13 protein-coding genes are annotated in these 13,563 nt (G+C 66.7%); 6 read left to right on the top strand and 7 right to left on the bottom strand.

What is annotated here, in order from left to right:
* Positions 1 to 35 precede the first annotated feature (35 nt).
* Positions 36 to 362, bottom strand: coding sequence for a hypothetical protein (locus tag NN4_RS26895; protein ID WP_147137097.1), 327 nt, complete (start codon positions 360 to 362; stop codon positions 36 to 38).
* Between the two features lie 435 nt (positions 363 to 797).
* On the opposite strand from NN4_RS26895, the gene NN4_RS26900 reads away from it, so the two are divergent.
* The 4 genes from NN4_RS26900 to NN4_RS26915 all read left to right on the top strand — a co-directional run bounded on the left by NN4_RS26900 (position 798) and on the right by NN4_RS26915 (position 5,618).
* A complete protein-coding gene (locus NN4_RS26900; RefSeq protein ID WP_222595173.1) occupies positions 798 to 2,891 on the top strand; it encodes an MMPL family transporter in 2,094 nt (697 codons plus the stop codon).
* A 2-nt stretch (positions 2,892 to 2,893) separates the two neighbouring features.
* On the top strand, positions 2,894 to 4,060 hold the full coding sequence (locus NN4_RS26905; RefSeq protein WP_147137103.1) for a sensor histidine kinase: 1,167 nt from the start codon (positions 2,894 to 2,896) through the stop codon (positions 4,058 to 4,060).
* Position 4,061: 1 nt separating this feature from the next.
* The gene (locus tag NN4_RS26910; protein ID WP_147137106.1) at positions 4,062 to 4,706 is read left to right on the top strand and encodes a response regulator; all 645 of its coding nucleotides are present in this window, start codon (positions 4,062 to 4,064) and stop codon (positions 4,704 to 4,706) included.
* Between the two features lie 231 nt (positions 4,707 to 4,937).
* Positions 4,938 to 5,618 carry a DUF4232 domain-containing protein gene (locus NN4_RS26915; protein ID WP_186818653.1) on the top strand — a complete coding sequence of 227 codons (681 nt, stop codon included), beginning with the start codon at positions 4,938 to 4,940 and terminating at the stop codon, positions 5,616 to 5,618.
* Positions 5,619 to 5,650: 32 nt separating this feature from the next.
* Here the strand turns inward: NN4_RS26915 and NN4_RS26920 are convergent, their stop codons facing one another.
* From NN4_RS26920 to NN4_RS26930, 3 genes are all read right to left on the bottom strand, one after another.
* Positions 5,651 to 6,745 carry an asparaginase gene (locus NN4_RS26920; RefSeq protein ID WP_147137112.1) on the bottom strand — a complete coding sequence of 365 codons (1,095 nt, stop codon included), beginning with the start codon at positions 6,743 to 6,745 and terminating at the stop codon, positions 5,651 to 5,653.
* Positions 6,746 to 6,877: 132 nt separating this feature from the next.
* The gene (locus NN4_RS26925; protein WP_147137115.1) at positions 6,878 to 7,435 is read right to left on the bottom strand and encodes a hypothetical protein; all 558 of its coding nucleotides are present in this window, start codon (positions 7,433 to 7,435) and stop codon (positions 6,878 to 6,880) included.
* Positions 7,436 to 7,479: 44 nt separating this feature from the next.
* Complete coding sequence (locus NN4_RS26930) at positions 7,480 to 7,902, bottom strand: hypothetical protein (protein ID WP_147137118.1); 423 nt, start codon at positions 7,900 to 7,902, stop codon at positions 7,480 to 7,482.
* A 94-nt stretch (positions 7,903 to 7,996) separates the two neighbouring features.
* Here NN4_RS26930 and NN4_RS26935 point away from each other — a divergent pair, with 94 nt between their 5' ends.
* Positions 7,997 to 8,599 (top strand): TetR-like C-terminal domain-containing protein, encoded by a 603-nt coding sequence (locus tag NN4_RS26935; protein ID WP_186818654.1) that lies wholly within the window; start codon positions 7,997 to 7,999, stop codon positions 8,597 to 8,599.
* Positions 8,600 to 8,708: 109 nt separating this feature from the next.
* On the opposite strand, the gene NN4_RS26940 is transcribed toward NN4_RS26935, so the two are convergent.
* Positions 8,709 to 9,485, bottom strand: coding sequence for an arylamine N-acetyltransferase family protein (locus NN4_RS26940; protein ID WP_147137126.1), 777 nt, complete (start codon positions 9,483 to 9,485; stop codon positions 8,709 to 8,711).
* Between the two features lie 272 nt (positions 9,486 to 9,757).
* Here NN4_RS26940 and NN4_RS26945 point away from each other — a divergent pair, with 272 nt between their 5' ends.
* Entirely contained in the window at positions 9,758 to 10,690 is a 933-nt protein-coding gene (locus NN4_RS26945; RefSeq protein ID WP_186818655.1) for an aminoglycoside phosphotransferase family protein, read from the top strand.
* Between the two features lie 682 nt (positions 10,691 to 11,372).
* Here NN4_RS26945 and NN4_RS26950 read toward each other — a convergent pair.
* Positions 11,373 to 12,737, bottom strand: a complete 1,365-nt coding sequence (locus tag NN4_RS26950; RefSeq protein WP_246181102.1) for a cytochrome P450 — start codon at positions 12,735 to 12,737, stop codon at positions 11,373 to 11,375.
* 313 nt (positions 12,738 to 13,050) lie between these two features.
* The gene (locus tag NN4_RS26955) at positions 13,051 to 13,467 is read right to left on the bottom strand and encodes a hypothetical protein (RefSeq protein WP_147137129.1); all 417 of its coding nucleotides are present in this window, start codon (positions 13,465 to 13,467) and stop codon (positions 13,051 to 13,053) included.
* Positions 13,468 to 13,563: the final 96 nt, after the last annotated feature.

The following is a 13,563-nucleotide window of genomic DNA, read 5'->3' on the forward strand; positions in this document are numbered from 1 at the left end:
CGGCGCCGCGGATCGGAATTCACGATCTCTTCGATCTAGCGATCGACGATTTCGCTCATGTACTTGTCGAGGGATATGGAAGCGCCCGCGGCGTTCAGGCCCAGTGAGATCATGTAGGAGACCTCACGCTTGTCTTTTCGGTGCAGGGCGCCTTCCCAGGCGAGGGAGTAACCTACCTCGGGATTCGATTTCGCCATCTTCAGTTTCTCGCAGGCGTTGAATGAGCCACCCACACTGAAGGGGCCGACGGCGACGGACAGCGAAATCGATGACGGGCACGAGCCTGCGACGATGTCGCCTTTCGGCGACCAGTCCTGCCAGAACGCGGTGGTTTCCTTCCCCCTGAAGTTAACGCAGTACACCGGATGCTACGGACACGCCCCCTCACGGACCATGTCTCATCGACTGGGGAACAAGCCACCTGGACGCGACACATCCCCAGTCGTCACCGGGTCCGTTCGAGCCCATACCGTTCTCAGCAGAATTGCGCTCGGAGACTCGGCTTTTCGCGTGCAGTCTCAGCCGTTGCCGTCGACGCCCGACACTGGGTCACCAGGCCCGCGATCCACGCCGGACCCGCGACGGCGGCCCACGCCCATCCGACGCGGAAGACCGCCGACCTGCGCGGCCGCACCCGCTGGTGTCCACCGATCGGTGGACACCGAGTTCGACCGGTCGAGGCTGTCGGCGACGACAGGTGACCGAGCAGGATTCGGGGCATGCGAAATCGCTTGGTAGCCATAGCTGGTTGGAGTGCGCGTCGGCCGTGGCTCGCTATTGTCGGATGGTTTGTCTTCGTGGCGCTGTGCCTCGGGATCGGGGTGGGGATCGGCGGGAAACCCGCGGCGACCGAGGATTTCTGGATCGGTGAGGCGGGGCGCGGGGAGGCGATAGCAACCTCGGGAGGATTGCAGCAGCGGGCGATCGAGCGGGTGCTGATCACCGATGACGGGATGCGGTTGGATGTGGCTGCCGAGCGCGTCGCGCGGGAGATCACCGACCGGATGCGGGCGCTGCCGGAGGTCGATTCTGTTGCTGCGCCGGTGTATTCGGCCGATGGGACGGCGTTGCGGATCGATGTGACCATGGCGGGTGCGGAGCTCGATGGCGATGAGCATGTAGGGGCGTTGCGGGCACAGACCGAGGAGGTGGCGCGAGCGAATCCTGGGCTGCTGATCGAAGAAACGGGTGGCCCCTCGGTCAGTAGTGGGGTCGACGCGTTGCGTGGCCGGGATCTGGCTCGTACCGAGATGATCGCGGTGCCGGTCACCTTGCTCACGCTGCTGGTGGTCTTCCGGTCGTTGGCGCTGGCGCTGGTGCCGTTGCTGCTGGCCGTATCTTCTATCGTCGCCGCCATCGGACTGGCGATGCCCGCTTCACATCTGTTCCCGGACAACGGAGTCGGCACGAACATCATCCTGCTCATCGGGCTGGCGGTCGGCGTCGACTACACGCTCTTCTACCTGAAGCGCGCACGGGAGGAGCGCGATCGCCCCGGCGCAGCGCTGGATTCGCGGGCGGTGGTGGCGGTGGCGGCCGCGACTTCGGGCCGGGCCGTTGTGGTGTCGGGGCTCGCCGTCGCGGCCTCTACCGCGACCCTGTACCTCGTCGATGACGTCATCTTCTCCTCGATTGCGACCGCCGCGATCCTGGTGACCCTGGTCTCGGTGGCCAGCTCGCTCACCGCGTTGCCCGCACTGCTGACGGTGCTCACCGATCGGGCCGAGCGCCGGGCCGAGCGCCGAGCGGCCGGGCATGCCACACCGGTCCGCCGCACATCGTCGCGCGGGCGGTTCACCGGGTTCGTGCTGCGCAAGATCGCGGCGAAGCCCGCTGCCGCACTGGCTGTTTCGGTTCTCGCCATGCTCGCGCTGACCGCGCCGGTTTTCGGCCTCGAGCTCACCGATATGGGGCGCGAGACCCATCCGCGCAGCATCCCGGCCATGCAGACCTTCGACCGGCTGAATGCCGCCTTCCCGGAACTGAAGTCGATGCACCAGGTCGTCGTGGCGGCCGACCCGGCACGGGCGAACGACGTCACCCACGCGCTGCGCGCCTTGGCCGAGCGGGCCGCGGACGATCCGGCGATGAAGCGGCCCGACGAGCCGCGCACCTCGGCCGACGGCCGGGTCACGCTGCTGGAACTGCCTGTCCCGCATCACGTCAGCGACGACGCGGCGCAGCGGTCACTCGAACGAGTTCGCGCGGACTACGTTCCTGCCACGATCGGCGCCCTTCCGAACATCGACTACGCGGTAACCGGCGACGTAGCCCGCTACGCGGACTATCCGGAGCATCAGAAGCAAAAACTGCCGCTGGTCATCGCTGGGTTGCTCCTGGTGACCTTCGCGCTGACCGCCGCGGCCTTCCGTTCCATTGTCCTCGGCTTGGTCGGTGTGGTGCTGAACCTGCTCTCGGCGGGCGCCTCGCTCGGCCTGCTGACCTGGGTTTTTCAGCACACCTGGGCCGAGCGCCTGCTCGATTTCAACTCGACCGGCACGATCGGATCCCGAGTCCCGTTGCTGCTCTTCGTCATCCTGTTCGGCCTGTCGATGGATTATCAGGTCTTCGTGCTGAGCCGGATCAAGGAAGCCGTAGACAACGGTGTACCGACCCGTCGGTCCGTGCTCGACGGTGTCGGCGGTTCGGCGGGCGTGGTCACCAGCGCCGCGTTCGTCATGGTGACGGTGTTCGCCAGTTTCGTTCCGCTGCACATCATGGAGATGAAGCAGATGGGCTTCGCGCTCGCGGCGGCCGTGCTGCTCGACGCCTTCGTGATCAGGATCGTGATTCTGCCCGCGCTGCTGCTCCTGCTGGGTGATCGAACCTGGTGGCCGGTACGCCCTGCCGTCACCACCGCGGGCTGCGTGCCGGTGAAAGTAGGCTCATAGAAATGACCCAGCGGCCGCGCACCGACGACCGGTTCCGGATACTGCGGCGGTGCTACCTCGGGTGCTGGCTGCTGTTCGGTCTGTGGCCGCCGGTGATCGCGGTGCACGACCGCATCGACGTCGTCAAGTACGGGACGTGGGCGCTGGTGGCCGTGCTCGCCGTGGGTTACCTGATCCTGCTGTCGTTTCCCGGCAATCCCCGGGTGCGGTCGAGCGACTTCCTCGGCCTGCTCGTTCTGGTGCTCGGTGCGACGGCCATCCTGCTCGAGGGCGGCGCGGCGTTCTTCATCGTGTCGCTGCCGATGTTCTGGCTCTACACCGCGACCCCGCGGCAGGCGATCGGCTACATCGGCGCGGGCGCGGTGGCCACGCTGATCGGGACGGTCGCGGGGACGCGATTCTCGCCGGGCAATGCCGTTTTCACGCTGATCGGCCTGGTCGGCGGTGTGCTCTTCGGATTGTGGATGGACCGCGTGATCAAACGGGGTGACGAACGCGCCCACCTGCTCGGTATCGAGCTGGAACGTACGCAATCGGAACTGGCCGCGGCGCACCAACGCCAGGGCGCGGCCGAGGAGCGCGAACGGCTCGCGCGTGAAATCCACGACACGCTCGCCCAAGGCTTCGCGTCCATCATCGTGCTGGCGGAGGCGGCTCGGTCCGGTATGGAGACCGATCCGGTGACCAGCGCCAAACAGTTGCTGTCGATCGAGCGCACGGCCCGCGAGAACCTCACGGAGGCGAGAGTTCTCGTCGGCGCAGCTCCGTCGGCCGATGGCGCGACCGGGCGGATCGCGCCGTTGCTGCGGCGGATCCTGGATCGGTGTGCCGAGGACACGGGGCTGACCGTGCATGCGGAGTTGGCCGACATCGACTGCGACCAGCCCACCCGGATCGCGCTGCTGCGCTGCACTCAGGAATCGCTGGCGAATGTGCGCAAGCACGCGGGGGCCAGCACGGTGAGCGTCGTCCTGACTCGCGGTCCATTCGACGTGGAACTCGAAATCACCGATGACGGAATCGGATTCACCCCACACGAAGCCCGCGGATTCGGCCTCGAAGGTATGCGCAACCGCCTCACCGAACTCGGCGGCGAACTCACCGTGACGAGCGCACCCGGCGCGGGCACCCGCATCTTCGCATCCCTACCGCAGAACGATCGGAACTGACATGGCCGAACGCCTCCGCCTGATCCTCGCCGACGACCACGTCGTCATGCGCGCCGGAATCGCGGCCCTGCTGGCCGCCGAACCGTCCATCGATATCGTCGGCGAAGCGGCGGACGGCAGCGAAGCGATCGCACTGGTCGAACGTCTGAAACCCGACGTGGCGCTGCTCGATCTACGCATGCCGATCCTGGACGGTGTAGCAGCCACCCGAGAAATCACCACCCGCAGCACAACTCGCGTACTGATCCTCACCACCTACGACACCGACTCCGATATCGAACGCGCCGTCGAAGCCGGAGCCATCGGCTACCTCCTCAAAGACACCACCCGCGACCAACTCGTCGCGGCCATCCACGCCGCATCCCGCGGCCGCACAGTCCTGGCTCCCCTGGTCGCCGAACGCCTGGTAGCCCGCATCCGCCGCCCCGCCCCGATCACCCTGAGCCCCCGCGAAATCGACGTCCTGCACGCAGTGGCAGATGGCCTCTCCAACCCGGAAATCGGCCAACGCCTCACCATCGCCGAAGCCACCGTAAAAACCCACCTACTACGCATTTTCGCCAAACTCGACGTCAATGACCGCACCCACGCCGTCGTCGTCGCCCTGGACCGCGGCCTCTTGTCTCGAACCACCGAGACCCCGTAGCTCATCCGCGAACGGCCCCCACTTTCTGGGGCGCAGGTTGATCGACTCGGTGTTAACACTTTGCCCGAAGGTGTCCGGAGCAGGCAGTATCAGACAGAGCTTCGGCGAATTGCGTTGACTTGCAGCGGATTACCCAGATCCGCAACCGACGCATCGAGTAACGGGGACCGACGCACCTCGATGTGCAGCTTGTATACCGAACGGTCGCAATATCGAACTCGAAGGAATCTCATGCGGATCAAGCCCCTGATCGTCGCCGGCTTCGCGGCGGGCGTCGTCATCACCGCCAGCGGTTGCGGCCTGAACTCGACACCCGGGGCGCCGCCCACCCGAACCCCGCTGCCTTCAGCACAAACCGGGCAGACCACCCAACCCGGGCGCACGACTGAGCCCGGTGGCAGCGTCCCCGAGGCCACCGCCGCGCCCGCACCCGTACCCGCGCCCGCACCTGCGACCAGAACCGCCGTCGCGGACCCGACGACTCCCGCCGACACCGCTCCCCCGAAGTGCGTGACCGCCCAGCTTCGCCTGGACAAGGGCGTCGGCGGCCCGGTGGGCGGGACCTGGTTCCTGAGGTTCATCAACTCCAGCTCACGAACCTGTGTCCTGCAGGGGTTCCCGGGCATCTCGCAAACCAACGGCCCCACCGGTGAGCCGGTAGGCGAGCCCGCCGTTCGAGACCAGGGCCCGCAAGCGCCCAAACCTGCTCCGGTCACGCTCGCACCGGACGGTGCGGCGCAATTCGAGTTCATCTCCTATCCCAAGCAGATCAACGAGTGCGCGGCCCTGCGCACCAACACCCTGCGCGTCTACCCGCCCGACAACACCGAATCGCTCTGGCTGCCTTGGGACAACCTGATCTGCCCGAGCCCACAGCGCATGCTCGTCGTCCGGGCGATCACGCCGATGTAGGCGCAGCTCCTGACAGGTCTTCCTCGGGCGCCTCAGAACTGCTGATTGCCGTAATCGCGGAACCAGGCGACGATCTGGCCGTGGTCGGCCGTTCTGTCCAGTGCCAGGAGGAGCAGCAGGCGCGCCTTCTCGGGGGCGAGGTCGCCGCCGCTGACGACGCCCATCTTCGGGTCGACGGTGATCGCGCCGGAGCCGTAGGCGTTGGTGGCGACCATGGCGATCCCCTTGGCCGCCATCGCGACGCGCGCCTGGTTCGGCGAGGGGGTGCCTGCGAAGACGATGCCCTTGGCGCCTGCGGCGACGGAGGCGGTGATGGGCTCGGCGGGGGCGTCGAGGTAGCTATCGGCGATGTCGACGCGCGGGAGGGTGTCGCGGTTGATCGTGGTCAGGTCGAAGGGGGTCCGCCAGCGGGCGGGGTCGTCGCAGCGTTGGACGCGGGCGGGGGCACGTTGCAGGCGGACGCCGGCCTGGTCGATGGTGCCGAGGTCGCCGTACTCGCGGGTGGTGAAGGTGTGCACGCGGGTCGAGTCGGTTTTGGTGGCGTCGCGGGCGGGCAGGATCTGGTCGTTGAGGGCGATGACCGTGCCGAAGCAAGTGGTCCGGTTGCTCGCGGCGAGGCGAATCGCGTTGTACAGGTTGACCGGTCCGTCGCTGCCGATCGCGGTCCACGGTCGCATCGCGCCGGTCACGACAACCGGTTTCGTGCTGCGCACGGTGAGGTCGAGGAAGTAGCTCAGCTCTTCCATGGTGGCCGAACCGGTGCTGACCACGACGGAATCATGGTCTTCGAGGCGGCGTTCGACCAACCGCGCCAGATCGTAGAGGTCGCCGACGGTGTAGTCGCCGGACCCACGCTGCCCGAAGTCTTCGGTCGACAACGCCGCGATATCACCGATTTCGGGACGCAGCGAGTCGACGAGCTCGGCGATCGGCCGGGCGCCGGGCCGATAGGTTTCCAGATCGGTGCGCCGGTCGGAGGCGCCGGCGATGGTGCCACCGAGGCCGATCACCGCGACCCGCTGCGCCGTCCCCGTCGATACGGGATCTGCTGAGCTGACACCGATTCCGGCACCGGCGACGGTTCCGGCGAGAGCGAGGGCGGCAGCGACCTTCGAGACTGTGGGCATGCGACTCACGCTATGAACCGCCGACCCGCGGGCACATCACTCCCCGGCGGTACCTCGATCCGATACCGAGGTACCGGGCACGAGGCGTCTCGCTGATGCCCGCCAGGTGTGGGTCGGGAAGCGGCGTGGCAGTCATCCGGTGATGGCCATGACGATGGCAGCGACTCCGAAGGGGATGTCGAGCACGAAGCAGAATTCGGTCAGGGAACGTGGGACTACCGCGTTGCGCCGCCAGTGCACGTAGTCCCACGCGGCGTGGGCGGCCAGGGCAGTACCCGCAATGGCAAGGCCGAAGCGTGGGTTGACCAGCAATGCGGCTACGGCGAGGCCACCGAACCCCACCAGCGCCAGAATCTGCGCGGTGAAGGGACGGACCGGTGCCCGGCGCACCACACCGGCCACTACCAACACAACTGCGAACGCCGCCAAGCCCTGCCACCAGGCGATACCAGCGATCTCACTGAGCACTACCGCGACCGAGCCCGCCGGGATACCGGCCCAGGCGATCCAGGGTCGGCCGAGCGCAGCCGCGGCCAGGTAGCAGCAGGCCGCGACCGTGACCGTGATCGCCACTGCGTCGGTCGCCACGCCGGTCACGATCTGGAAGGTCGCAGCTGCCAACCCCAACGCGGCCGGCCAGTAACTCAGCACCGGCCGCTTGGCATCGGCGAGGCCGGCGGCTGCGGTCATCGACGGATTCATGGGTGTCTTCTTCGTTCTCGGGTCTACGGGCGTCACGGCGTCGCGATGTTCCCGACCCGATCCGGCGGCACGACCGTCTCGCGCCGGTGCGTGTAGTCCGAGCGGCGCAGGAGCATGGCGGCGAGCATCGTGCCGAACATCAGCACGTGCCCGACCGTCATCAGGGTGTCGGCCGTGATGGCTCCGGTCGCGAGCGGCACCAGGAGCACTGCGAAGGGCGCGATCATCGCCACGGACATCTCGAGGATCATCCGTCGGCTGTGCCCGCGTATCGCCATCCACCCGGCCATGCCGATCGTCATATCGGCCGCCATGACCAGCGTGCTCGCCACCGGCCGGTCGTGCAGACCGGGCCAGATCAGCATCCACAGCAGAGCAAGCAGGCCCATGCCGATGAACATCGCCAGCACCATCTCGAGGTAGTGGCCGACGAAGGTGAAGATCTGTCGCTGCATGATGCCCTCCGAACTGTAACGCGAAAATCCTCGTGTTAGTGACGATACGCACGGCCGGGCACTAATGCAAGAATCCTCGCGTTATGATCTAGGTATGGACGACCGACGAACCATGCAGCGGCCCGGTGGACGGTCCGCACGCGTGCGCGCCGCAGTCCACGCAGCAGTGCTCGGGCTGCTGGAGACGCATCCGTGGGAAGAATTGAGCGTCCCGTTGGTCGCCACGGCGTCCGGGGTGCACCAGGCGACGATCTACCGGCGGTGGGGCACGATGTCAGCCCTACTGCACGACGTGGTCGACGAGTGGTCGACCACCACCGCGTCCCTTCCCGACACCGGCGCCCTGCCCGATGACCTCCATCGCTACGCCGCCGCGGTCGCGACTTCACTGCGGAACGGAAATGTCCCGCTGATTCTTCGGGCCGTGGTCATGGAAATCCGGCCGGGACAACAGCGTCGACGTTCACCGGCCTTCGCCGAACGCGAGCGTCAACTACAGGCGATGCTCGATCGCGCGGAACAGCGTGGCGAGCCGGTCCCCACGCTGGCCGACCTGGTCGAGCTGGTCGTGGCGCCCCTGTACTTCCACGCCTTGTTCACCGAACCGATGACCGACGCCGAAGCAAGGCGTCTCGTCGACCGGCTCCTCGACATAGTTGCGCACCGCGGCTCCGCTGCCTCGGCAACGCGCGCGTGAGCGGTATGACCCGCGACAACGGCAAATTCAGCCACGTGGCAGGACCCGCTTCCGCTGGTTCGATCAGCCGAGGTCCCGGCCTCCGTTGGCAGCGCGATCGCGGAACCACCTACCGCCGCTTCGCGACCGCGGGTAGGTGGTTCAAGGCGATACCGAACAGATCGCGGTAGGCGGCCAGCGCCGCCTCGTCGGTCAGGGTCTGTTCGGTGCGCTCGCCGTTCTCGGTGCGGGTCAGGGTGTGGTCGTTGAGGGTGATGCGGCCGGTGGCAGTGGGTCGCGAGCACACCAGTTTGCCGGTGAAGTGCGAATCCGGCGAAGTCTGGTGATACCAGCAGAACGGCTCGAAGTCGATCAGCCGGCGGGGCCGGGCCTCGATCCGATACTGCCGCTCGTTGTCGCGGAGCAGGTCGAGGTCGCCGCTGCCGTCCTCGACCGGGACGACCCGGAACACACCGGCCGGATCGGATTGGTCGTCGGCGCTGTCCAGACGCAGCGGATACCAGGCGTTTCGGCCGAATCCCACGTCCACCAGCCACGGACCGTCCAGGTCCACGCGCAGCACGAGATGGTCGAACGGCGGCCGGACGTGCCCGCCGTCGTACACACCGGAGGCCAGCATCGTCACCGGGAACCCGAGGGCCGACAGCAGGGTGCCGAACGCTCCGTTCAACTCGTAGCAGAACCCGCCGCGCCGCCGTCGCACGATCTTGTCCACCAACAGCTTCTCGTCGAGCACGATGCGTTCGCCGAGATGAATGCTGAGATTCTCGAACGGCACCGTGTCGAGATGCCGCCGCTGGAGGTCGCGCAGGGTGTCGAGGTCGGGACGAACCGAGGCCTCGACTCCGATCCGCCGCAGGTAGTCGAGTACGAGGTCATGATCCATCCACCGACACTAACGGCCGTCGAGCATGCCCGAGAGGCGAGCGCGGCTGTTTGTGGCGCGAGACATTGCCCCACAACAGGTTCGGAGGTGCGCGCGGATCGGGTCATCGGCGCGAGCTGACCGAACGCGGACGTGAACGCGAGATCATGGCCGCCGCGGCACATTGATCATGGCGACTAAAGTGGCCGGTATGCGTTGACCCCAGCCCGGTAGCCGGGCACCACCTCACCTCCTTCGTGTCCACATTCCGAACCTACGAAGGAGATTCGACGATGAGCACGTCGATCCGCATCGACGTCCCCGCCGCTTTGGCGGCGTCACACAGTGCACACGACGGTGCGTCCGGTCGTGCCTGGATCGCGGCGTTGCCCGGCCTGGCCGCGGGCTTCCTCGACCGCTGGGCGTTGCGCCTGGACGGTCCGGCACGACACGGCATGGTGTCACTGGTGCTGCCGGTGATCAAGGCGGACGGAACGCCCGCCGCGTTGAAACTACAGCCGGTCAACGAGGAGAACGTGGGCGAGCCCCTCGGCCTGCGCGGCTGGAACGGCGACGGCGCGGTGCGCCTGCTCGACCACGATCCGGACACCGGCACGCTGCTACTGGAACGGCTGGATGCAACCCGTCCACTGTCTTCGGTGGCCGACGACCGCGCCGCACTGCGGATTCTCGCCGAGCTACTGGCCCGCTTGGTCGCGGCTCCCGCACCAGCCGGGCTGCGGCGACTGGCCGACATCGCCGCCGCCATGCTCGATCAAGTGCCCCGAATCGTGGCGGCGTTGCCCGACCCGGCCGAGCGGCAGCTGGTTCGCACCTGCGCATCCGCCGTCGCCGAGCTCGTCGATGAACCCGGCGACCGGTTGCTGCACTGGGACCTGCATTTCGACAACATCCTCGCGGCCGAGCGGGAACCGTGGCTGGCCATCGATCCGAAGCCGCTCGCGGGCGATCCCGGCTTCGAGCTGCTGCCCGCGTTGGGTAATCGCTGGGAAGAGATGGTCGCCACCGGCGACACGGCGCGGGCCGTGCGCTACCGCTTCGACCTGCTCACCGAGGTACTCGGCCTCGACCGGCAGCGGGCGGCGGGCTGGACGCTGGGTCGCGTGCTGCAGAACGCGCACTGGGACGTCGAGGACGGCCACACCGCCCTGGATCCGGCCCAGATCGCCATCGCGACCATCTTGCTCGACTCCCGGCTGCGCTGAGGTCGGTCTGCCGGGACTGCGGAAAACCGCAGCCGCCGAATACCGCTCACGACAGCGACTTCGAGCTCCCTGACGACCCCGCAACGCCTCACCATGGCATCGACTCGGGACTGTGCACAGTCCTTCGACCCGAACTAATCGAGGCCGGCACCAACGTCCCGCATGCCGATTTCCAGCGGACTGGCCCACCACCGATCGGTAAGGGCTTACCAGCGGTTCCGTATCTGCCGGATGATCAGATACGGGACATCGGCAGCCCCGTACAGGCTCGGCGGGCTCGAGCGCCGTCGCCGTGGCGGGGGAAGGTTCGGGTACTTCCTCCGGAGCTCGTCGAAAATCCGCTGCTCCTGTCCCGAAGCTTCGCTTTGCTCCTGCTGCTGCCGCGCGAAATGCTCCTTATGCCAACGGTTTCTAGCGCGGTCTTCCTTGAGGGCGCTGATGGAGATCGCGAGGAATCCCAAGCCGACCAGGCCGACAGGGACCACCAACACCAAGAGCTCCATACCCAAGTGTTGCTGGACGGCGCATGTTCCTGCAGCGATATCAGTCGGTCTTGACAGAGATCCGCGCCTGGATGTCCCTGCGGAGCCGAAGACCGCGCGGCCTGAATGGCGCCCACCTCACCGACGAGGAATACCTTGCCATCCGAGACCTCGCCCGCACAGACCGGTCGATCGGTGTCTCAGACTGCCTGAATGGTGCCTTCGGATCGGGCGGGCTGTGGTGCACGTGCGGTGGCGCGCATGCGCAGTTGCCGAGGCTGCGGCACGACAGCCATGGTGGGCCTGGTGTCGGTACCGGGAACAGTCTGCAGCCGCCAGCGAGCCGCGATGGTCGCCAAGGCCAGGGTCGCCTCGGTCACAGCGAAGTTGTCACCGATACATTTGCGGGCACCGGTGGCGAACGGCAGCAACGCATTACGCGGGGGTGGCGTGGCGAGGCCGGGATCGAATCGGTCAGGGTCGAACCGCTCGGGGTCGGGATACAGATCTGCCCGATGTTGGATCGCATACGAGCTGTAGATCAAGGTGGTACCGGCAGCCAGCGAGTGCTTTCCGAGCTGCGTGTCCTCGGTCACCGTCCGAGTCTGTAACCAGCCTGGTGGGCGCAGCCGGAGAACTTCGGTGATCACCTGGCCGGTGAACTGCAGGTTCGGCAAATCCTCGTGCCGCGCGGATCGCCCGGCCAGAACAGTGTCGACCTCGGCGTGCACACGGGCGGCGAACTCAGGATGCTGATCGAGCAGGATCAACGCCCACGCCAGAGTCGCGGCACTCGTATCGGTGCCCGCGAAGAAGAACGTGAGCACCTGATCGACGATCTCGTCGTCGCTCAACTGCCCACCGCCCGCACTGTCTCGGGCAAAAACCAACGCCGAGAACAGATCACCGCGATCGACACCCTCGGCACGACGCTGTACTACTAGCGCGCCCAGAATGGCGCGTGCCTCGGCAGCCGCCGCTATGCAGGCGCGATTACCCAGTATCGGCAACCGCCGCATCCACTCCGGCATCATCACCTGCCGCATCACACCGGCGAAGACGGCTTCGACATCGCGAAGTAGCCGCTCCTGCTTCGCATCCGAGATCGCCCCATCGAACAATGTCGCAGCGATCACGCGCGCGGCGAAGGTGTGCAGTTGGGCCTTCACGTCGACGACCTGGCCGTCGTGCCAGGAATCGACCAGTTCGGAAATCTTCTGCGCCATCACAGGCACGTACGCGGCGATGCGTTTCGCACTGAACACTGGCTGCAGCAGACGCCGTTGCCGGCGATGTTTCGCGTGCGGGCACGTCGCCAAGCCCTCACCGACCAACTCTCTCCCGCTGTCGAATGTCGGCCCACCCTTGTCGAAGATCTTGTCATGCAGCAACACCTGGCGAGTCAGCTCCAGATCGCACACCACCACTGCGGTCACCGGCCCCAGGCCGATAGCGACCAGGTCACCGTGCGCAGGCAGCGACGCCATGAATCCCAATGGATCACGCAACATCGGCGCCAGATGCCCCAGCACAGGTAACCGGTGCGGCGCCATCGCGATCGGCACGGGACGCTCGTTCCCGTCAGCGTCCCGCGCTCCGCCAGCTACCACAGGCCCACCCCCCGACACCCGACGAACCACCTCTACTACCCGACGAATTCCCGGATACTCGCCCATGCCTATCCCCCTCCCTCGCAGAGACAACTACCCACCCAGTGTCCGCTGTCCCCCACCACACGACCTACCACCCGTCCGGGTGGACTTTGCCGGACCAAGCGGTATCTGCTCGAAACCGCTTGGCTACCAGGCGATCCGGATCGACAAGCCCGCCGGTCGCTCAGCCGAGCGAGGCCCCGGCTCTACTCTCTGCTCGGGCGATTCAGCCGAAGCTGCCGGTGCTCGGCTTGTCGACAACCTTGACGACGATGACATCGGTGACGGTCACGGCGTCGTGGCTGCCGATCGGGCGCTCGTAGGCGCAGGCGCCGCGCACGTGGATCTCTTCACCCGCCGGGAGGTTGCCCAGCGAGGTCTGGACCATTTTGCCGTCGGGGATGGCGAAGGAGGTGGGGTTGTTGCCGCCGAAGATCTCGCCGGTCTTGTTGTTGAAAATCCAGCACACCCCTTCGGTGTTCGGGTTGCGGAACTTGGCCGATACGGTGCCCGGCACCGAGAAGGTCTCTTCGATCACCGGAGCGTCGAGGCCGGGGATCGCGGCGGCGGTGTTCGACGGGAGCACCACTGCGGCGGCGGACAACGCGAAAAGCGCGAGCACGGGAAGTCTGCGATTGATCATGCTCGAGATGATGCCACCCAGTCGCCAGGCCCCCTATTTTTCGGGGCACATCGCCGAATCAATTCGACCGCAACATTATTCGACACGACAGACAAG

It is taken from the genome of Nocardia ninae NBRC 108245 (genome assembly GCF_007990755.1).
GTDB classification, from domain to species: Bacteria; Actinomycetota; Actinomycetes; order Mycobacteriales; family Mycobacteriaceae; genus Nocardia; species Nocardia ninae.

Bases quoted from the DNA above. Each gene is read 5' to 3' on its own strand.
- NN4_RS26940 (WP_147137126.1), bottom strand. From the start codon at position 9,485: ATGGATCATGACCTCGTACTCGACTACCTGCGGCGGATCGGAGTCGAG.
- NN4_RS26915 (WP_186818653.1), top strand. From the start codon at position 4,938: ATGCGGATCAAGCCCCTGATCGTCGCCGGCTTCGCGGCGGGCGTCGTC.
- NN4_RS26945 (WP_186818655.1), top strand. From the start codon at position 9,758: ATGAGCACGTCGATCCGCATCGACGTCCCCGCCGCTTTGGCGGCGTCA.
- NN4_RS26930 (WP_147137118.1), bottom strand. From the start codon at position 7,902: ATGCAGCGACAGATCTTCACCTTCGTCGGCCACTACCTCGAGATGGTG.
- NN4_RS26935 (WP_186818654.1), top strand. From the start codon at position 7,997: ATGGACGACCGACGAACCATGCAGCGGCCCGGTGGACGGTCCGCACGC.
- NN4_RS26955 (WP_147137129.1), bottom strand. From the start codon at position 13,467: ATGATCAATCGCAGACTTCCCGTGCTCGCGCTTTTCGCGTTGTCCGCC.
- NN4_RS26925 (WP_147137115.1), bottom strand. From the start codon at position 7,435: ATGACCGCAGCCGCCGGCCTCGCCGATGCCAAGCGGCCGGTGCTGAGT.
- NN4_RS26920 (WP_147137112.1), bottom strand. From the start codon at position 6,745: ATGCCCACAGTCTCGAAGGTCGCTGCCGCCCTCGCTCTCGCCGGAACC.
- NN4_RS26905 (WP_147137103.1), top strand. From the start codon at position 2,894: ATGACCCAGCGGCCGCGCACCGACGACCGGTTCCGGATACTGCGGCGG.
- NN4_RS26910 (WP_147137106.1), top strand. From the start codon at position 4,062: ATGGCCGAACGCCTCCGCCTGATCCTCGCCGACGACCACGTCGTCATG.